The 18,206-nt window shown below is 61.5% G+C and carries 16 protein-coding genes; 5 read left to right on the top strand and 11 right to left on the bottom strand.

Features of this window, described 5'->3' with window-relative positions:
* The 3 genes from BLW55_RS08125 to BLW55_RS08135 are packed head-to-tail and all read left to right on the top strand — an operon-like array spanning position 1 to position 2,212.
* Positions 1–903: an ABC transporter substrate-binding protein gene (locus BLW55_RS08125; RefSeq protein ID WP_090328118.1), complete on the top strand. Its 903-nt coding sequence runs from the start codon at positions 1–3 to the stop codon at positions 901–903.
* A complete protein-coding gene (locus BLW55_RS08130) occupies positions 900–1,634 on the top strand; it encodes an ABC transporter permease (RefSeq protein ID WP_244509017.1) in 735 nt (244 codons plus the stop codon). The genes BLW55_RS08125 and BLW55_RS08130 overlap by 4 nt, the downstream gene beginning before the upstream one ends.
* Entirely contained in the window at positions 1,631–2,212 is a 582-nt protein-coding gene (locus tag BLW55_RS08135; RefSeq protein ID WP_025030664.1) for an ATP-binding cassette domain-containing protein, read from the top strand. Before BLW55_RS08130 ends, BLW55_RS08135 begins: the two co-directional genes overlap by 4 nt.
* Positions 2,213–2,331: 119 nt before the next feature.
* Here the strand turns inward: BLW55_RS08135 and BLW55_RS08140 are convergent, their stop codons facing one another.
* The 6 genes from BLW55_RS08140 to BLW55_RS08165 form a co-directional block, all read right to left on the bottom strand.
* Positions 2,332–3,864, bottom strand: coding sequence for an ABC transporter ATP-binding protein (locus BLW55_RS08140; protein ID WP_177175050.1), 1,533 nt, complete (start codon positions 3,862–3,864; stop codon positions 2,332–2,334).
* Positions 3,861–4,595, bottom strand: a complete 735-nt coding sequence (locus BLW55_RS08145) for an ABC transporter permease (RefSeq protein ID WP_244509018.1) — start codon at positions 4,593–4,595, stop codon at positions 3,861–3,863. The genes BLW55_RS08140 and BLW55_RS08145 overlap by 4 nt, the downstream gene beginning before the upstream one ends.
* An 82-nt stretch (positions 4,596–4,677) precedes the next feature.
* Positions 4,678–5,664, bottom strand: coding sequence for an ABC transporter permease (locus BLW55_RS08150; RefSeq protein ID WP_007007402.1), 987 nt, complete (start codon positions 5,662–5,664; stop codon positions 4,678–4,680).
* A gap of 45 nt (positions 5,665–5,709) precedes the next feature.
* Positions 5,710–7,269, bottom strand: coding sequence for an ABC transporter substrate-binding protein (locus tag BLW55_RS08155; protein ID WP_090328126.1), 1,560 nt, complete (start codon positions 7,267–7,269; stop codon positions 5,710–5,712).
* Between the two features lie 199 nt (positions 7,270–7,468).
* The gene (locus BLW55_RS08160; protein WP_090328128.1) at positions 7,469–8,140 is read right to left on the bottom strand and encodes an SAM-dependent methyltransferase; all 672 of its coding nucleotides are present in this window, start codon (positions 8,138–8,140) and stop codon (positions 7,469–7,471) included.
* A 105-nt stretch (positions 8,141–8,245) separates the two neighbouring features.
* Positions 8,246–9,154, bottom strand: coding sequence for a LysR family transcriptional regulator (locus BLW55_RS08165; protein WP_090328131.1), 909 nt, complete (start codon positions 9,152–9,154; stop codon positions 8,246–8,248).
* A gap of 444 nt (positions 9,155–9,598) precedes the next feature.
* On the opposite strand from BLW55_RS08165, the gene BLW55_RS08170 reads away from it, so the two are divergent.
* On the top strand, positions 9,599–10,909 hold the full coding sequence (locus tag BLW55_RS08170; protein ID WP_090328132.1) for an NtaA/DmoA family FMN-dependent monooxygenase: 1,311 nt from the start codon (positions 9,599–9,601) through the stop codon (positions 10,907–10,909).
* Positions 10,910–10,921: 12 nt separating this feature from the next.
* Here the strand turns inward: BLW55_RS08170 and BLW55_RS08175 are convergent, their stop codons facing one another.
* On the bottom strand, positions 10,922–11,692 hold the full coding sequence (locus tag BLW55_RS08175; RefSeq protein ID WP_090328135.1) for an IclR family transcriptional regulator: 771 nt from the start codon (positions 11,690–11,692) through the stop codon (positions 10,922–10,924).
* A gap of 373 nt (positions 11,693–12,065) precedes the next feature.
* On the opposite strand from BLW55_RS08175, the gene BLW55_RS08180 reads away from it, so the two are divergent.
* Positions 12,066–14,138 (top strand): TonB-dependent receptor, encoded by a 2,073-nt coding sequence (locus tag BLW55_RS08180; protein WP_177175051.1) that lies wholly within the window; start codon positions 12,066–12,068, stop codon positions 14,136–14,138.
* Between the two features lie 149 nt (positions 14,139–14,287).
* On the opposite strand, the gene BLW55_RS08185 is transcribed toward BLW55_RS08180, so the two are convergent.
* The 4 genes from BLW55_RS08185 to BLW55_RS08200 are packed head-to-tail and all read right to left on the bottom strand — an operon-like array spanning position 14,288 to position 18,147.
* Complete coding sequence (locus BLW55_RS08185; RefSeq protein WP_007007395.1) at positions 14,288–15,247, bottom strand: ABC transporter substrate-binding protein; 960 nt, start codon at positions 15,245–15,247, stop codon at positions 14,288–14,290.
* Positions 15,248–15,260: 13 nt separating this feature from the next.
* Positions 15,261–16,328, bottom strand: a complete 1,068-nt coding sequence (locus tag BLW55_RS08190) for a FecCD family ABC transporter permease (protein WP_090328140.1) — start codon at positions 16,326–16,328, stop codon at positions 15,261–15,263.
* Positions 16,325–17,353, bottom strand: coding sequence for a FecCD family ABC transporter permease (locus BLW55_RS08195; RefSeq protein ID WP_090328142.1), 1,029 nt, complete (start codon positions 17,351–17,353; stop codon positions 16,325–16,327). The genes BLW55_RS08190 and BLW55_RS08195 overlap by 4 nt, the downstream gene beginning before the upstream one ends.
* Positions 17,350–18,147: an ABC transporter ATP-binding protein gene (locus BLW55_RS08200; RefSeq protein WP_425286777.1), complete on the bottom strand. Its 798-nt coding sequence runs from the start codon at positions 18,145–18,147 to the stop codon at positions 17,350–17,352. Before BLW55_RS08200 ends, BLW55_RS08195 begins: the two co-directional genes overlap by 4 nt.
* Positions 18,148–18,206: the final 59 nt, after the last annotated feature.

An 18,206-nucleotide genomic window follows, 5' to 3' on the forward strand; every position in this document is an offset into this window, starting at 1 on the left:
ATGCGCGTTCTCGCCCTGATCGTTGCGCTCTTGCCCCTGCAAGTTCAGGCCGCGGAGATTGTCCTCACCGGCCCACCCATCTGGGAAAGCGCGCCGCTGATCGCACTTGCGGAAGGCCAGCCGGTCGATGGCGTTACCTTCACCTTCCGCCCATGGGGCAGCCCGGAGGAACTGCGCAAGACGATAATGTCGGACCAGCCGGCAATGGCGGTTGCGCCATCGCCGACGGCGGCGATCTTCGCCGCCAGCGGAATCGGACTGCGTGTCATGTCGGCCACCGTCACCGAAGGCAGCATCTCCATCGTCGGGCGTGGTGCGCCAGTCGCCCGCCTCGGCGATCTGGAAGGCGCTTCCCTCGCCCTGCCCTTCAAGGGATATCTGCCCGACTTGATGATGCGACGCATCGCGCAACCCGGCTCCGAGAGCTGGCAGCCGCATTACACCGGCAACCCTGTCGCCGGGATGCAGCTTCTCATCGCCGGGCGTGTCGATACGGCGCTGCTCGCGGAGCCGATGGCGACCCTTGCTCTGACGCAGGATGCCGCCCTTGGCCGCAAGGCCGACCTTTGCACGCTCTGGCGCGCTGCGACTGAGTTGACCGATTGCCCGCCCGCAGGCGTGGTCGTCGTGAACGACGCATTTAAGAACAATCCGCAGATCCGGGGAGCCTATCTTGCCGCTTTCCACGCCCTTGCAGCGAACCCCGGCAACGCCGCAGACCTGCTTTCCCTGCATTTTCCGCATATGGACCGCGCGAGGGCGGGCTTTTCGAGGATCAGGGCGCTGGACCTGCCCATGCCTGAACGGCAGGACGTGCTGGCGGCCTTTTTTGCCGAGATAATGAGCATCGAGCCCGCCGCCATTGGCGGCGCACTCCCCGGCCCGGACTTCTACGGACGATGATGCGGCGCCTCGCCTTTCTGGCGGGTCTTGCGGGGCTGGTCGCGCTCTGGGCCTTTGCCGCGCGCGAAAGCCTGCCCGCGATCCTGCCCGGCCCCTTGGCCGTGGCAAAGGCGCTTGGCACCATCCTCAGCGAGCGGACGTTCTGGACCGAAACGCTTCTGCCCAGTCTTGGCCGGGCGGCTGCGGGGCTGGCGCTGGCCTTTCCGGTCGGTGCACCGCTCGGCCTGCTTGGCTGGCGCTGGCCGGCCGTCTCGGCATTTTTTGCACCGCTGCGCCTGATCCTGATGGGGATGCCGGCACCGATCCTCGCCATACTCTGCATCCTCTGGTTCGATGGCGGAACCGTGACGGTCATCCTGACCGTGGCAGCGCTTTTGCTGCCTGTGTTTCAGCTTGCCACGGCTGAAGGCATGTCGGCCATCGACAGGCAGCTTGCCGAAATGGCGTGCGTTTTCCGCGTTCCGGCGGCGCGCCGGCTTCACCGCATCGTGTTGCCGGCCGTATGGACGGCGCTCGGCCCCGCCCTGCGCATCGCGCTTGCGAATGCACTGCGCGTCACTCTTCTGACCGAGCTGCTGTCAGGTGCCGAAGGGCTGGGGTCAGCGGTGCAGTCGGCGCAGAGCTGGTTGCAAACCGACCGCCTTTTCGCCCTTGTCCTGATAATTCTTGCCCTGATCGGTCTGGCCGAAGCCGGGTTGACCTCTCTCTTGCGGGAAAGGAAACGGTCATGATCCTTTTCGCCGCCGAGAAAGCCGGTTTGCAGTTTCCAGGTCGCTGCGAACCCGTGTTCAGCGATCTCTCACTGACCATCCGCAAAGGCGACAATCTTCGTCTCACCGGTCCGAGCGGTTCCGGGAAAACCAGTCTGATGCGGATGATCGCCGGGCTTGAGCGCCCCACGACCGGACGCGTTCTCGCCCTGCCACAAAACACAGGCATGGCATTTGCCGAGCCCCGCCTGCTGCCACGGCTTTCCGTTCTGGAAAACCTGCTCTTCATCGCCCCCGACGCCGGGAGAGAGGCTCGGAGCATGCTCGATGCGGTCAACATTCCAGACTTGGCTGACAAATCCGCCGCCAGCCTCTCCAAAGGTCAGGCACAGCGGGTCGCCCTCCTCCGGGCGCTCCTCGCGCGGCCTGATATCCTGCTTCTGGACGAAGCGTTCGGCGGGCTCGACACACGGGTCTGGCAGGTGGTGCGCGATCTGGTCTTCGAGCGGGCAAACCGAGACGGGCTGGCACTGATCGAGATCAGCCACGATCCCGCAAGACTGCTTTCAGCAAACGCCAAAGGAATATGTCTTGCCTAGGAGCATGAGGTAGCGCGCTAATCTGACGTGGTCGAAGAGCACATGAGATCAAGAACGACTTTGAGGCGCCTCACCAGTTCGCTGACGCAGCGTGGCTGGGCCAGTTTGCCGGTGTCAGATCAGTCCCGCCAGTGGTTTTGATCGAGACAATCATCGCCGGTAGACTCTAACTCCTGAAAACTTCGCTCAACAACGCCCTCGCCTGGAGGCGATGCACTTTCCTCTGTCATCAACCCCCTGCCTTCAAGGGTCATGATGGTATCAGCCATGCGCGCAATCAGTTCCCCATCATGGGAAAACAGAACAACGGACATGCCCCATTCCGACATGGCCAGAGCGATGGCTTTCTCCACATGGGTTTGCGATTGAACATCAAGCGCCGAGGTCGGTTCATCGGCGACGAGCAATCGCGGGCGCTGCACAAGAGCGCGCGCAAGCGCCACGCGCTGTACTTCACCGCCGGAAAGCGTGCGGATACGCCGATTTTGAAAATCAGTTTCCGCGCTAAGCCCGACCTTCTTTAGCACCGTTTCCACCGCGCGTTGCACTTCATGGGTTGAGATGCGCTCCCGGACGGTCCCTCGAGCCACCAGACGCATTGCCTCGGACACCGTGCCCGAAACCGTGAAATGGCCGGGGATGGAACGGCCTGGATGCTGCGAGAGATAACCGACAGTCCGGGCGCCGGAAGCCTTCCGTATATGGCGTATCTCACCCTGTTGCAAAGCTTCGAGGCCGATCAGGAGGCGTGCAAGCGTCGATTTGCCAGCACCGCTCTCGCCCCGTATCGCAAGGCAGGCCTTTGCCGGAACGGAAAAGCTCAGATCATGGAGCACGCAACGGGCCCCATGGTGATGGCAGAGCCCTGACACGTTCAGCGCAACCGGTTGGCCCGCGCTCCGGGCTCGCTTCGTTGCCTTTGGCTTCGGCAGCCGCAGAAGTGCGCGCGTAGCCGCGTGGCGCGGTGAGGTCAGCACGTCATGCACTGCCCCCTCTTCAACGATCCGCCCCCGGTCGAGAACGGCGACCCGGTCGGCAATCGGCGCGAAGAAGGCTGGATCATGCGTTATCAGAATTTGCGCACGCTTTTCACGCCCCTGTGCGATCGCGTCACGCGCCAGGCGGCGGTTGACGTTGTCGAGCGCCGCTGTGGGCTCGTCGAGGATGAGGCAGTCCGGCCGGGGGATGAGCGCCAGCGCGGTCAAAAGCCGTTGAATTTCACCGCCGCTCAGGCCCAAGGGGCGACGGTCGAGCAGGTGTTCCGGAATGTTGCCTCCGGCGCAGACCTGTTCGGGCGTCACCCCGAAACATTGGTGTATGGCCAACATTTCGGCGATGTGCGCACGAACCGTCATCTGCGGGTTGAGCGCGTCTGCCAGCCCCTGCATGATGAGGCCGATCCGGCGTCCGCGCAGGCGCGACATTTCGGATGCGGACGCGCGCATCACGTCGACACCCGCCACGCGCGCCGAACCCGAAAAGGTATGGATGGCCGGCGGCAGAAAGCCCGCCAGAAGTCTTGCAAGACTGCTCTTTCCCGCGCCCGACTGGCCGATGAGAAGCAGCGTCTCGCCGCGCGCCACGCAAAGCGTCAAATCCTGAAGCAGAACGGTTTCCCCGGCCCGCACGCCTGCACCTTCGAGTTGGATCACAACGTTTGCCCTCGCACGCCCGCTGCGCTTTCTTCCAGTCTGCGGCCGATGCCAAGCAGCACGAAGAGAAAGGCCGAAAGACAGAAGGCGGGTGGAAGAAGGAGCCAGACCCAGGCCGGCTCGTGCAGATAGTCCACGGCGTCCTGTATCATACCACCCCAAGTGAGAAGACGCGGATCGACCAGCCCCAGAAAGGACAGACCCGCCACCCGCATCACCGCCTGAACCGCGTTCTGGACATAAATGGCGGCGAGCGTCGGCCAGAGCGCCGGAGCGACGTGCCGCACCAGAAGATAAGGCCATGACGCGCCCATCAGGCGCGCCAGCGCTACGTTCTCGCGAGACAGTTCCCGCAACAGGATGGCGCGCAGCGGGCGCACATCATCATGCCATGTGGTGAGCGCTATCAGAAGAACCAGCCCCCAGGCATCCGGCTTCACCCACGCAGCAAAGAGCAGCAGGATCAGGATTGAGGGAATGATTTCCATAATATCGGCGATGCGCAGGACCAGCCCCCCGGCAAGCCCGCGCAAGCCCGCTGCGATTGCTGCCAGAAGAAACCCGATCAAAAGCGCCGATGCGGCAATAATCAACGCAAGGCCGACCGTGGTCGGTGCGGCGCGCAGCAAACCGGTCAACACATCCTGCCCGATGTCATTGGTGCCAAGCCAGTGTTCACGCCCCGGTGGGGAGAGCGTGTCGGGCCCGGTCACATAGGGTGGCAGAAACATGACCAACGCCAGCAACACCGCCCCCGCCGCAAGGGCGGCTGCGCTAAAACATGCACCTGAAGAAAACCGAAAGCGCATTTCCTCAGCCCCGCCGCGCCCGCGCCTCGGTAAGCGCATCGAATATCCAGTTGAGCAGCAGAACGAGTATGGCCAGAACCGCGATGGCTCCACGCAACAGCGGATAGTCACGGTCGAGTACCGCCTGATACATGAGACGACCGATGCCGGGATAAGCAAAGATCACCTCGACATAGAGCGCTGCACTCAAGAGCGTGGCGATGGACTGGCCAAGACGCGCAAAGACGACGGCCATGAGATTGCGCCCGAAATAGTCGCACCGTTCGCGCCAACCGCCAATGCCACGCGCACGGGCATTGACGAGAAAGGCCCGCCGCGACACCAGAATGGTTTCAGACCGAAGAATAAAGAAATAGCGCACGAGTTCATGCGTCGAAAGCGCGATGGCCGGCAAAAGCGCATGGCGCGCAATGGCGACGAGCCGTTCCAACGGGTCCGCTGCCGGTATCACGGGCTCCGCCCCGGCAGAAGGCAGAACCGGCCAGACAATGCCAAACAGGAGCAGCAGAAAGACGGCCATGACAAAGGACGGAATGCTGGCAAGAACACTCATGCCCAGCGTGATCGCGCGATCCATGCGCGAGCCCGGTGCACGTCCGGCCTCGATCCCGGTTGCCAGCCCCATGGCCAGAAAAAGCGGCACGGCAAGCATCACCAGAAGGCCGGTCCATGGTAAGGCACCCAGAAGAATGTCAGCGACTGGCGCACCGTGGATCAGCGAAAAGCCAAGTTCGCCACGCAAGGCGGCAAAGGTCTCCGCCCCGACCTGCTGCCACAGACCTCCCGAAAGACCCATGCGTTCGCGCAGCGCCGCCTCCGTGCCGGCATCGAGCCCAAGCACCAGATCGGACGCCATCAGACTGTCGAATGTATCGCCAGGCAAAAGCCGGGGCAGCACCGACATGAGAACGAACACAAGGCCAAACACCACAAGCCGCGCGGCGAGGCCGCGCAGCAGATAGGCCGCAAAGGTGGGATTCATCGCAGGCATAGCACTTTCCCGGACGGCGGCAGGCTTTGCCCGCCGCCAGCTTCGTCATTTCAGGAAAGTGTATTTGTGGACGGCCACGGGAATGCCAACAGCAACACCATCCGGGAAGAAAAACGGTGTTACACGCGGTCCATGTGCTGCAGCCCAGACGGTGTTCACCAGCATGATGGTCGGCAGTTCCTCGGCATAGGCTTCCTGAAACTGATGCAAAAGCTCGGCCCGTTCGGTCGGGTCGAGGCTGCGTGCCTGCGCGTCCGCCAGCGCGCGCAAGCGGCCATCGCCGGTAAACCGCTCATTGTTCCGCTTCATGCCAAACACCCGCTCCCGAACCGTAGAAGGATCGCCCATCGTGCTGCCGATCGCCAGGGCCAGATCGTAATCGCGAGCATCCACCGCTTCACGGAACGCGCCGGACTCAAGCACACGAAGCTCCGCGCCGATGCCAAACGCCTCCAGCTGATCCACCAGCACCACTGCCAGCCGCTCTTCGCGCCCTTGTGTGATGATGCGCAGCGTCACCGGTTCGCCATCACGCATCCACCGGCCATCGTCGCCACGCGCCCAGCCGGCTTGGGAGAAAAGCGCCGCCGCGCGTTCGGCATCGGGCGGATAGGATGCAACCCCTTCCGGGTTGAACCATCGTGATCCATCCTGAAGATAACCGAGGTTTGCCGGCACGGCTCCGCCGCGATAGGCGATCTTCGCCAGCGTCGCGCGGTCGATGGCATGGGCAAGCCCCTGCCGAAGCCGCACATCCGCGAAAACCCCTTCGTGTTCGAAGCGAAGCTTCGCCGGATGGCCCGCCGCGGATTCGATTATGGAAAGCCCCGCCTTCCGGGCGCGGTCGATCAGCCGAAAGGGAACGGAGGTCATCACATCGACTTCACCGGCGCGAATGGCTTCTATCGCCGCCTCGGAAGACATCTTCACCACAAGCAGTTCCCCGAAGCGCGGGGCACCCCTGTAGTAATCCTCTACGGCAGCGAGAACATAACGTCCTTGCGCCCTGTCATGAGAGACCAGACGAAATGGGCCAGTTCCCGTAAGCGCGGCGTCATCGGTGAAGCGCCTCGGATTTTCGCGGCCTTCATAGATATGCTGCGGCAGGATGGGCAGCCCCATCAGCACCCCCGCCTCGAAACCGGCGTCGGGTTCGCTCAGCGTGATGCGAATGCGGTCCTCGTCGAGTATCTCGGTTCCAGCGACATTGGCCAGCGAAACGAAAACGTGCGGATTGGTTCGCATATAGTCGAACGTAAAGGCCACATCGTCGGATGTGACATCCTCACCGTCATGCCAGCGCGCGGCTTCATCCAGAGTCAGATCGAAGCTCAATCCGTCTGGGGAGCGCTTCCATTCCCGCGCGAGCTCGGGCGCGGGCTTGCCTTTGGAATCCTGCCCGACGAGGTTGTCGAACACCCAGGATGTCAGGATGTAGCCCATGCCGCCGCGCCCCTGAAGATAAGGCGCCGGCAGGCCCCAATCCGGATCGTCGTCGGCGATGACAACTCGTTCGCCCGCTGCCTGCGCCAGCGCGGTGTGCAGACCTGCTATGGCGGGAAGAGATAGCCCCATCGCAAGAAAGGTGATCAGAATTCTCGACATGACAGCCCCCGCATTAGGCGATCCCGATGGGCAGCTTTGCGAACGTGCCGCTCTCGGGAATGAGTTGGAATGAGACGCGTCGCGCGAAGCGCGGACACATAAAAACCCTACTCAAATTCTCATGTTTGCAAAACACGCGTCTCCTGCACTTCATTCATGCATGCGGCGCACGAATGAAGTGCAGGGCAGCGACGGGGATTTACCGGCGATGCGCCCGGACCAGGCAATCATAGGCAGTGCGTTCGCCCGCATCAGTGCTTACAGGCCGGGCAATGCGCTCCGCTCGTTCAACCTTCAGCTCTTCGCCAATCGCGTCCGAAACCTGCTGCGCGGTGTAGAGGAAATCGGGGCTTTGCGGGCCGCCATATCCCTCGGTGAGATTGCTGAGATCATGCCCCACGAGAAGGAAGGTTCCGCCCTCGGCCACGGCGGCGGCGGCCCGCTTGAGCACCGGGGCGAGATCGGCAGCGGGAATGTGAAAATAGATCATCGCGACCAGATCGTATCGGCGCGCTTCCGGAACATGGCTGCGCAGATCCACCGCTTCGGCCTCGAACCGGTCGGAAAGACCAAGTGTGTCCGCCGCCTGCCTTGCCCTGTCGATGGCGACATCGGACAGGTCGAGCGCGCGCACATTCCATCCGCGTTCCGCAAGCCAGAGCGCGTTGCGGCCTTGTCCTGCCCCAAGATCCAGTGCACGGCCGGGTGCAAGGTCTTCAACTTCCGCGACGAAAGCCCGGTTCGGCTTTGCGCCCCAGAGGCTGTCCGTCGCGCGGTAGCGCGTGTTCCAGTCTTCGCGGCTAAGGGTCGGCTTACGCCGGGTGTCCGGCTGGTAGGAGGGGGTGGCGGTAGACTTTCCGGCATCGGTCATGGTTCGATTCCACTTGTCGCTTCGTTTCAGTCGCGAAACTAGCGATGGAAACAACCCGGCAACAGGCGCGGCGCACGCATGCCGCCCGTGCATGTCATGCACCCTTCAAACGGTTCGGGCGCACGTCTCTTTGAGACACTGCCTGACCCAGCGGTGCAGTGGATCGTTTTCCAGCCGCGGGTGCCAGAGCATGGAAACGGTCACCTGCGGGCTTGGAAACGGCAGTTCGAATGTGCTCAGGCCATGCCGCAGATTGGCCGTATGGCGATCCGGCACTGTAGCGACCAGATCCGTCTCGCGCGCCAGCGCAAGAACGCTTGAAAAACCGCCCACGATAACAGCGACATCGCGCCTGAGGCCGAGCAGCGCAAGCGCATCGTCAATCGGCGCATGCGGGTGTTCGCAACCGGCCACATGGCGCGCAATATCGACATGGCGGCGCGTCGCGTAGGCTTTGGCGGAAGCAATGTCATCTGCCACGGCACTGTCCGCACGCATCGCGCCGACAAAGCGGTCGCGAAACAGCGCCTGCGTACGAAATTCCGGCCCCATCGACGCATTGACGACACCGGTTTCCAGATCGATATGACCGTTGCGAAGGCCACTGTTGTCCGCGCCTTGCCGGAGAACGAAACGTAGCCGCAAACCCGGTGCATCGGCCCCAAGGCGGGCGATCAGCGCCGGACCGTAATTCTCGACAAAGCCGTCACTGGTCCTGAGGGTGAAATCACGCTCGATCCGGCCAAGGTCCAGATTTTCCTGCGGCCTCAGCATGGTCTGCGCATCTTCCACCAGCGCCCCGACCGTCTCTCGCAGTTCCAGCGCCCTGGGCGTCGGCACCAGCCTGCGCCCGGCCTGTACGAGCAGTGGGTCGCCGGTGGTTTCCCTGAGACGGGCAAGTGCCCGGCTGGTGGCCGAGGGGCTGAGATTCAGCCGCCTTGCAGCCGCCGCCACACTGCCTTCGCTCAAGAGCGCGTCCAGCGCGATAAGAAGGTTCAGATCGGGATGGGACATGCAGTTTCGTCTGTTGGCTGTTTTCGAGATCGAGCAGAACGCACGCGCACGATCTCAATCGGTACCAGCGCTACCTCACGGCCACGCTCCCTGCAAAGCGCCGAGCTTGTTTTCATCCTCACTCGAAGTCACAGGCCTAACCGCAATTGTACGAGTAGACAAGCCGCGATCTGCCACCGGATCGGCCTCGCCTTCTTGACGTTCACGCACAAACGTCACAAAATATGATATTTCTAGTCTAGATTAATTCAGCGCGTCTCTAGCGCATACAGGAAACATCATGTCATCCACCTTCTGCAGCACGGCCGTCGCCGCAACCCTCATGCGCGAACATCAGGCAGCGCGCGAGGCCTACGAACAGTACAGCGCCCGCAAGACGGACGACGTTTCCTCCTGATCAAGCGATCAGCAGAAGAGGTTTGAATTTGCAGAGGGGCTTTCATCATGAGCGATAGAATTGAAACGGGAAGAAGACATTTATGCATCGGCTTCAGCCTCACGGCGACATGGCTGCGCGGAAAAGACTTCACAAGGGAAGACGGGACCGTTGAGCAAAAGGACACGGTCGCGTTTTACACCGATCTGGCGAAGCGCTCGGAAGCGGCGAAGCTGGACTTCGTGTTCAAGCCCGATACGCTCAACCACAACCCCGCGATGGTCGGAAAATCCTCCGGCTTTGTGGGACTCGACCCGACATTGATGCTCGCCACGCTCGCGCGTGAGACAGACCGGATCGGTCTGGTCACAACGGCGTCGACGACCTTCAATCCGCCCTATGTAATGGCAAGGCAGATTCAGTCGCTGCACTGGTTGAGCGACGGGCGTGCGGGCTGGAACATCGTCACCTCGATCGAAGGCGCGGAAAACTTCGGACTGGCGGAAATGCCCTCGCCGCAGGAGCGCTACGCCAAGGCCGAGGAAGCCACCGAGATCGTTCGCCAATTGTGGCAAAGCTATCCCTATGAGGCCCTTTGCTATGAGGCGGGTGTCGAGGAAAAGAACGCTGCCCCCATCGATTACACGGGCGATCATTTCAGCGTCAAAGGCCCGCTTAACGTGCCCGGACACCGCGCCGGCCCGCCGCCGCTCTTTCAGGCCGGCGCTTCCGACACGGGACGCAATTTTGCGGCATCGGTGGCCGACGCCATCTTTGCAGCCACACCCGACATTCATGCCGGCATTGACCTGAGAAGCGACCTGCAAAAACGCGCAGTGGCGCAGGGTCGGCCAGCGGATGCGGTACGCGTTCTTCCCGGCCTCTACTTCTTTCTTGGAAAGACGCGTGAAGAGGCTTTCGAGATGCACCGCGCGGCCCATGCCTTTTACGACACGCAGAAGCGCATCGATTCCGTGAAATCCGTGCTCGGCCTCGATCTTACCGGGGTTGAAGCGGACCGGCGGGTGACACCGGATATGCTGCCCAATCCGGACAGGCCCGTTCGCAGCAGAACCCATGCCGACCTTCTGCGCCGCTATATCGAGCGCGAGCAACCCACCGTGGAGGTGCTGCTTGCCCGCCCCGAAGTGGTCGGATCGGCCCATTGGGTTTCACTGGGCACCGTCGAGGATGTGGTCAACGATGTGGAGGACTGGTTTCGCGAAGGTGCGATGGATGGCTTCATCGCTCTTCCGGGCGGTTCCAGTCAATCGGTCGACCTGTTTTTCGATGAGATGGTCCCGATGCTCGTCGAGCGCGGGCTTTTCCGCAAAGACTACAGCGGCTCGACGCTGCGGGAGCATCTCGGACTTCCATGAGCAGGAGCCGGCTTATGCCGGACGAGTGCCGAGCGAGACATCGCGCGCAGCCAGAAACAGCGCCTCGCGGTGCTTCTCGTTGGCGGCGTTCTCCAGAAGCGACACCGTCGACATGACGCAGGCGAGCTCTCCCTGTGCATCGAACACAGGAGCCGCCTTGCCCGTGAGCGCGGAGAAAAGATGCTCGCTCAGTTCGGCACCGCCTTCCCGGCGAACCTCTTCAAGCCGGGTTTCAGGCGGTGGGGTTCCGCGAACCATGTCGGGCTGGGTTTCCCGCGCCACGGCAATCTCCTGCGGTGTTAGATAGGCCTGAAACACCAATCCGCAGGCCGAGTTGTCGAGCGGAAGAACATCACCGAGGCTGACCGTGCTGATCGTGAACCGCGCATTCTTGAACCAGCGCACGACAGTCGGGCCGCGATCGGTCCAGATCACGATGCCGCATGCCGTTGTCATCTCGGCGGCAAGCTGTTTTACCCGTTGCGTCGCCGCCTCCACCGGGTCGATGCGGCGCAGCGCGCCGATGCCGATATTGAGCGCCTGCGGCCCCAGATCGTATCTGCCGCTCAGGGCGTCCTGATCGGCAAGCCCTTCCTTGACCAGGCTTTGCAGATAGCGGTGTGCGGAAGAGTTTCCCGTGCCTGCGCGTTTTGCCAGTTCGCCCAGAGGCAGAGGCGTTTCTGCATCGGCAAGAATTTTCAGAAAACGCATTGCGATCGATACCGATTGTATCGTCCCGGCACGTTTTTCCCGCTGTCCGGGTTCTGCGTCGCTCAATGACATAGTGTTCGCTAATCCCCCGCGACATAACCCGTTTTCCGCCTGATGGCCGTCAGTCAATTCATCCGGAAATGAAGCGGCAGTCTGCCAGAACCCATTCTGTTTTCAAAGACTTGGAACAGCAGTCAGCGTGATAAAACAGTGTCGCATGACTGGCGCCAAGCCGTCCATTCCGCCCATGTTTCGGACCATCAAAACTGTGCCTTTCATGTCACAATGATTTCACTTTGGCGCTCGAGACCGCCTCGCTGGCACGCAATTTCCATAGGAATGATTGACCGGTGGAATGTGTTCTTTATTGTGGAACGATCTTCCAATCCATGCGAGCCACGGTTTTCCCCAGCCAGCATTCTTCATGGCAATCCGGGGGCATTCCATGTCAATCACGATCAAGCGACCCTTGATGCAGGGCGCCAGCGCGCTTTCAATTCTCGTCGCAAATGCGTTATCGGTACAGGCTCAGGAAGCCGATACGATATCGAACTTTACCGTTCTCGAAACCCTGATGGTGACCGGCGAGCGGGTGGAGCGCAGCGTCTTCGATACCGCTTCCTCGGTCGAGGTCGTCAGCGATGAACAGTTAAAGAAAAAAGCGCCGGGCAAGAGCGTCAAAGAGATCGTTGACGGCATGGCCAATGTGCACATGCCGGGGGACACGGGCGCGCCCGTCATTCGCGGTCAGGCAACGGAAGGCCCGAACCGGGGCGTCGGTGCGTTCACAGCCGGCACGGTTCCGCGTGCAACCCTCAATGTCGACGGGCGCTATCTGAGCTTCAACGAGCTCTATTTCGGAACATCGTCTCTGTGGGATGTGGAAAGCGTTGAAGTTTTCCGCGGGCCACAGACCACGTCGCAGGGCGCCAACAGCATTGCCGGCGCGATCATCGTCAACACCAAGGATCCCACATTTACACCAGAGGCCGCCTATCAGGTCATATATGGCAGCAACAATATGAAGCGGGCATCCGTGGCGTTCTCGGGCCCGATCATCGAAGATGAGCTGGCGGCGCGTCTGGCGCTCGATTACTTCGACCGCGACACCTATGTCGACTTCGTGAACCCGGCCTTCGATCCCGGCGACGCGGAGACGGACATTCTGATACGCAACGGCCGCTTCAAGCTCCTGTGGACCCCCTCTTCGGTGCCGGGCCTGGAAGCGAAACTGACTTATTCTCATTCAGAATCGAACGGCCCGCAGGCAGAGAGTGTCAGCTTTCCTTTCGACAATTGGGAAAGCACGGCGGATGCCGTGGTCGGCTGGCCTATCAAGTCGGATGCCGTGATTGCCGATGTCAGCTACGAAATGGACAACGGCATCACCCTGTTCAACCAGTTTCAGTATTCGCAGGCCGATATCGAACGGCGTTATCGCATTGCCAATCTGGGTACGGTGACGCTCGACCAGACCGACGTGTCCAACGAAACCCGCGCGACATTCGAAGCCATGGATGGACGCCTCACCGGTGTTCTGGGCCTGTTCGCGCGGCAGGTCGTGTCCGACGAGTACATGAACCTTTTGGGTGACTACGACTTCGATGACACGAAAACCAGTCTGGGTGTCTACTCGGAACTCACCTATGACATCACCGACCGCTGGTCTGTAACCGGCGGGCTGCGCTACCAATACGACAAGGTGGAGCGTCTGATTGCTCTGCCGACGGGTTCCACGCATGACTATCAGGAGAATTTCGGCGCTCTTCTGCCAAAACTCTCAGTCTCCTACAAGGTCACGCCGGATATCGTCATTGGAGGTTTGGTCAGCCGAGGCTACAACCCGGGCGGCGTGAGCCTGCGCAGCCGCACCAACATCGCGGTGCCATTTCAGCAGGAGACAGCCTGGAACTACGAGCTTTTCGGCCGCGCCAATCTTCTGGACGATCGCCTGACGCTGACCGGCAATCTCTTCTACACCGACCACCGTGACGCACAGCGCAACGTCATCAACTTCATCTCCTCCGTTTTCCCTGAAAGCGTGACCGTCAATGCGGAACGCGCACGCAGCTACGGGTTGGAAGTGGGCGGGACGTATCGCTTCAACGACGCGTTCCAGATCTATGGGTCTGCCGGATTGCTGCGAACCGAGGTTGTCGAATTCACCAACTCGGCGGCTGACTTCGAAGGCAAGGAGTTCGAACGTTCGCCGCGCTACAGCTTCTCCATCGGCGCGAACTGGGACATTACCGAACAATGGGCGGTCAATGCCGACCTGCGGCATGTGGGAAGCTACTTCTCCAATAGCGAAAACGATCCGCAGTTCAAGATCGAACCCTACACGGTCGCCAACGCACAGGTCAGCTACAAGCCCCGCGATGAGTTTGAAGTCTTCGGTTATGTGAAGAACATCTTCAACGACACATCACCGACGAGTATCTCCAACTTCCGCGGCAGCCTTAGCGGCTCCGTCGTTCGCCCCCGCGAATTCGGCATCGGCGTGCGCGGGCAGTTCTGACCCGTCTTGATGGGGCAGCGGATCGAGAACAGGCTTCGTTGTTTCGGCCGATGCTCCAGCAACCGATGTGACAAAAATCCCGGCGCTCTTTCCGGCGCCGGGCTCAACAAACGAAGTGCCTGAGGCGGTTCCGGAGTGGACCGCCTTTTTTACTGCCGGGACCATTCCTCGATGCTGTCAAGCATATGCCGGGCGCTGGCGATCGTTGGCGTTGCAACGGCTATCGAATTGGCGAACACGATCCGCTTTTCCTTTGCCGCTTTCATGAAGCGATCCCAACCCGGAGCCAGTGCATCGAGGTTCTTGCGCACCGCCGCCTCGCCCTGTTCGGTGCTCATATAGCCGTTCATAATGACCAGAATGTCGGGATCGAGTTTTACAAAAGTCTCCGAGTTCAACGGGGCCATGAACCCAAGGCCGTGTTCGTTTCTGTCATCCGTATCGGGCAGCGCAGCGCGGCTGTATCCAAGGTCCTCAAGCGCCTGAACAGCGCCTGATTTGTTGCGCAGGACGTTGATCTGGTCGAAGACGATGACGGCAAGATAGGTCTTGTCCTCATCGCCCTGCGGCAGGGTTGCACGCACTTCGTCAACGCGCCTGCGATAGTCGGCTTCCAGCCGGGCATACGTGTCTTCGCGACCAAGCGCGGCCGCGATTTTCTTCTCCACCGCGAAGCCTGTCACCGCGTCGGACGCGAAGTCCTGCAGATAGACGGGCGCGATGCTCGAAAACGTCTCTGCAAGCCGCTGTTGCTGTGTGATGCCGACCATGAGGTCGGGCTTCAGCGAGCGAACGAGTTCAAGATCGACATCACCGATGGCTCCGATGCCGGTCAAGCCCTTCTCCGCTGCACTGATGCCGAAAACGCCCTCGACGAAGTCGATGTCCATGAGCGTTTCACCGTTCTTCGCGCGGCCATAGAGGGCGACGACATTCAGCCCCAGCTCCATCATGGGCAGACCGATCAGCGGTTCGTGCAAAGCGACAATGCGTTTCGGCTCCACCGGTATCTCCACGGAGCGCCCGGCATCGTCGGTCACCTGCTTCGTTTGGGCCAGAGCGGATGTGCCAAGCATCAGCGCTGCGCAAATTGTTGCAAACCTTCTCATGGAGTGTCCTTCCTCAATGGGTGGCGCGCCGCGCCAGGGCGCGCAGCCGCAATGTGACGATGAAAACGGGAACGCCAATCAGCACGATGCTCAACCCGGTCGGCATCGCGATTTCGCCTATAAGCGCGCGCGTCAGGGCATCGGCGGCGATCACGAGAAGACCACCAACCATGGCCGAGAGAACGAGGCGTGCCCTGCCTGAAGCCGGTGCGATGAAATTGGCGATGTGCGGCGCCATGATGCCCAGAAAGACCAGCGGGCCGACAGCCGTTACCGACGCGGATGTCAGAAGCACGGCGGCAAGAAGGATCAGCGGCTTGGAATAGCGCACCGGTTCTCCAAGAGCCATGGCCATCTGGTCGCCAAGGTCGTAGCTGCGTAACCTTCGGCCCAGAAAGAGAATGATCGGCAGGCTGACGACACACCATGGCATGAAAGCCGCCAAAGCGCTCCACGACGAGCGAAACAGCGAACCCGCCATCCAGTCTCCAAGCGCCTGCGATACCTCCGGAGGCGTATAGAGCACAAGGATTGTCGTGATGGAGGAAAGGCTGGTTTCAATCGCGATGCCCATGAGGAGAATGCTCATGCCACTGGCATTGCTTCTTCCCACCAGGGCGATCAGCAAGCACCCCACGGCGAGCCCGCCGGCGAGCGCGGCGAGCGGCAGAACCGCTTGCGGAAACGCCGGGAAAAACACCAGCGCGATCATGATCGTGGTCAGCGACCCCTGGCTCAGGCCCAGCAACCCCGGATCGGCGAGAGGATTCTGAGACAGGGATTGCAGCATCGCCCCGGTCAGCGCGATGCACCAGCCGACCATCAGCCCCATGAGAATGCGCGGCAGACGCACATCCCAGATGGCGAATGCGGCATCGCTGCCGCCGGGGCCGCTCACGAGCGCGCGGACGATGGCCAGAGGCCCGAGGTCGGTGGTGCCCACCGAGAGTGAGAAAGCCAGCATTGCAAGCGTGGCAAGCAGCAGACCGCAAAAGGCGCTCAGATCCACAAGGCGGATTTTCAGCCCGCCGGGCAGGAAAAGCGCCAGACGCCGGTCAAGGCCTTGTGCAATCACCGTCACAGCGCCGTCCTCGCGCCGGGTGAAAGGTAACAGCGCTTGACGATGATCGCGAAAGCGATCCCGCCGAGGAGATCCATCATGATCCCCGTATGCAAAACAAAAGGCGTGAAGGCTGTCCGTGCGGCAAGGTCGGCCAGAAGGCAGGTTGCCGCCCCCAGCACCGCATTGGCCGGCAGGGCCTTCTTGAATGCAGCACCCGCGAACGGCCGCACCATATGCGGCACGATCAGACCGACAAACCCGATGGGGCCGCACACCGCCACCGCAGCGCTGGCCGAGACCACGACCGCCGCCAGGGCGATGAACCTGACACGCTCCACATCGACACCGGCGGAAGCAGCCTTCTCTCGACCGAGCATGACCAGCGTCAGCGGGCGTGCGAGAACGAAGAGAAGCGCCACACCGATCGCGCCCAGCCACCAGAAACTGTAAAGCCGATCGGCATAGGCGTGATTGATATTGCCGCTCACCCAGCTCAAAAACTCGCTGCGGCGCGAAGGGCTTGCAAGAAGAAGCGCGTTGGCGAGCCCGGAGTAAAGCATCGAAAGCACGGCCCCGGAGAGGATGAGGCCCAGTCCGCGCGGATCGCGCGACATGCCGGTGAGGCGGGTGACGAAGAGGCAACTGGCGAAACCGAAAAGACCACCCGCGATTGCGACAACGCCCTGCCAGGCGAGCGGAATGTCGAGCAGGAATATGCCGGCGATGACAAAAAGCGTTGCTCCCGAACTGACGCCAAGAAGAGACGGAGATGCCAGCGGATTGCGCGTGAGGCCCTGAAGGACGCATCCGCCGCACGCCATGACAGCCCCCACGAACATCGCGATCAGCGCGCGCGGGAGACGCTGATAGGCCACGATGAAATGGTCGAATTCTTCCTGATCGAAGAACAGCAGGGCCTCCACAACGCTGCGTGGCGAAATCGACGTCGCGCCAAGAGAGAGATTGCCCAGGAACGCGGCCACAAGAATCAACACCGCGCCGGCGGGGGCTAAGCCGACCGGCAAGCCGGTTCGCATGGTCATGAAGCCAGCGCCTGTTGTGTTCGCTTTTGCTCCGGCAGACAAACGATGCGTCCGTCGCGCGCGAAAACGTCCGTCTCAATGTCGAACGCGGCCATCACGTTTTCGCGCGTGATGGTCTGTTCCGTCGGGCCGTCGGCGATAGTTCGCCCTTCCCGCATGATGACCACGTCATCGGCGAATGTCGCGGCGAGATTCAGGTCGTGAAGAACGGAGATCACCGTCTTGCCGCGCTGGATCGTGAGGTCGCGCACCAGCTCCAGCACCGAATACTGAAAGCGCAGATCGAGATGGTTGACCGGTTCGTCCAGAAGGATGATGTCGGCGTCCTGCGCCAGCACCATGGCGATCCAGGCGCGCTGCCGTTGCCCGCCCGAAAGCCTGTTCACCGGGAGATGCCCCATATCGGAGAGGCCGACCGTCGCGAGCGCATCGAGGAATGCCTTGCGGTCGGCATCGCTCGGTCCGCCAAAGAGCGAATAGCGTGCATAACCGCCCAGTTCCACCAGTTCTCCGACGCTCAGATAGTCGGGGCAGAAGTTTTCCTGCGGCAGATAGGCGATGCGGCGCGCAAGCGCACGCCGGCCGATGCCGGCAATGGGCTTTCCATCCAGCGTCACCTCTCCGGAATCCGGCTTCAGGAACCCCATCACCGTTTTGAGAAAGGTGGACTTTCCGCAGCCGTTCGGCCCCACAAGAGCGGTGAAACGCCGATGGGCGAAACCCGCTGAAAAGCCGCCCAGAACACGCGCGCCCTTGGGGCCGTAAGAAACCGAAAGAGTGTGTGAGGAGAGCAAGAAGGCCACCGGTGGTTGCTATCGAAGATCAACCACCCATACCTGACAAATCTACTCCA

It is taken from the genome of Nitratireductor aquibiodomus, from assembly GCF_900105565.1.
Taxonomy (GTDB): Bacteria; Pseudomonadota; Alphaproteobacteria; order Rhizobiales; family Rhizobiaceae; genus Nitratireductor; species Nitratireductor aquibiodomus.

Coding starts and splice junctions, on each gene's coding strand:
- BLW55_RS08125 (WP_090328118.1), top strand. CDS start 1: ATGCGCGTTCTCGCCCTGATCGTTGCGCTCTTGCCCCTGCAAGTTCAG.
- BLW55_RS08130 (WP_244509017.1), top strand. CDS start 900: ATGATGCGGCGCCTCGCCTTTCTGGCGGGTCTTGCGGGGCTGGTCGCG.
- BLW55_RS08135 (WP_025030664.1), top strand. CDS start 1,631: ATGATCCTTTTCGCCGCCGAGAAAGCCGGTTTGCAGTTTCCAGGTCGC.
- BLW55_RS08145 (WP_244509018.1), bottom strand. CDS start 4,595: ATGTTTCTGCCACCCTATGTGACCGGGCCCGACACGCTCTCCCCACCG.
- BLW55_RS08150 (WP_007007402.1), bottom strand. CDS start 5,664: ATGCCTGCGATGAATCCCACCTTTGCGGCCTATCTGCTGCGCGGCCTC.
- BLW55_RS08155 (WP_090328126.1), bottom strand. CDS start 7,269: ATGTCGAGAATTCTGATCACCTTTCTTGCGATGGGGCTATCTCTTCCC.
- BLW55_RS08160 (WP_090328128.1), bottom strand. CDS start 8,140: ATGACCGATGCCGGAAAGTCTACCGCCACCCCCTCCTACCAGCCGGAC.
- BLW55_RS08165 (WP_090328131.1), bottom strand. CDS start 9,154: ATGTCCCATCCCGATCTGAACCTTCTTATCGCGCTGGACGCGCTCTTG.
- BLW55_RS08170 (WP_090328132.1), top strand. CDS start 9,599: ATGAGCGATAGAATTGAAACGGGAAGAAGACATTTATGCATCGGCTTC.
- BLW55_RS08175 (WP_090328135.1), bottom strand. CDS start 11,692: ATGTCATTGAGCGACGCAGAACCCGGACAGCGGGAAAAACGTGCCGGG.
- BLW55_RS08180 (WP_177175051.1), top strand. CDS start 12,066: ATGTCAATCACGATCAAGCGACCCTTGATGCAGGGCGCCAGCGCGCTT.
- BLW55_RS08185 (WP_007007395.1), bottom strand. CDS start 15,247: ATGAGAAGGTTTGCAACAATTTGCGCAGCGCTGATGCTTGGCACATCC.
- BLW55_RS08195 (WP_090328142.1), bottom strand. CDS start 17,353: ATGACCATGCGAACCGGCTTGCCGGTCGGCTTAGCCCCCGCCGGCGCG.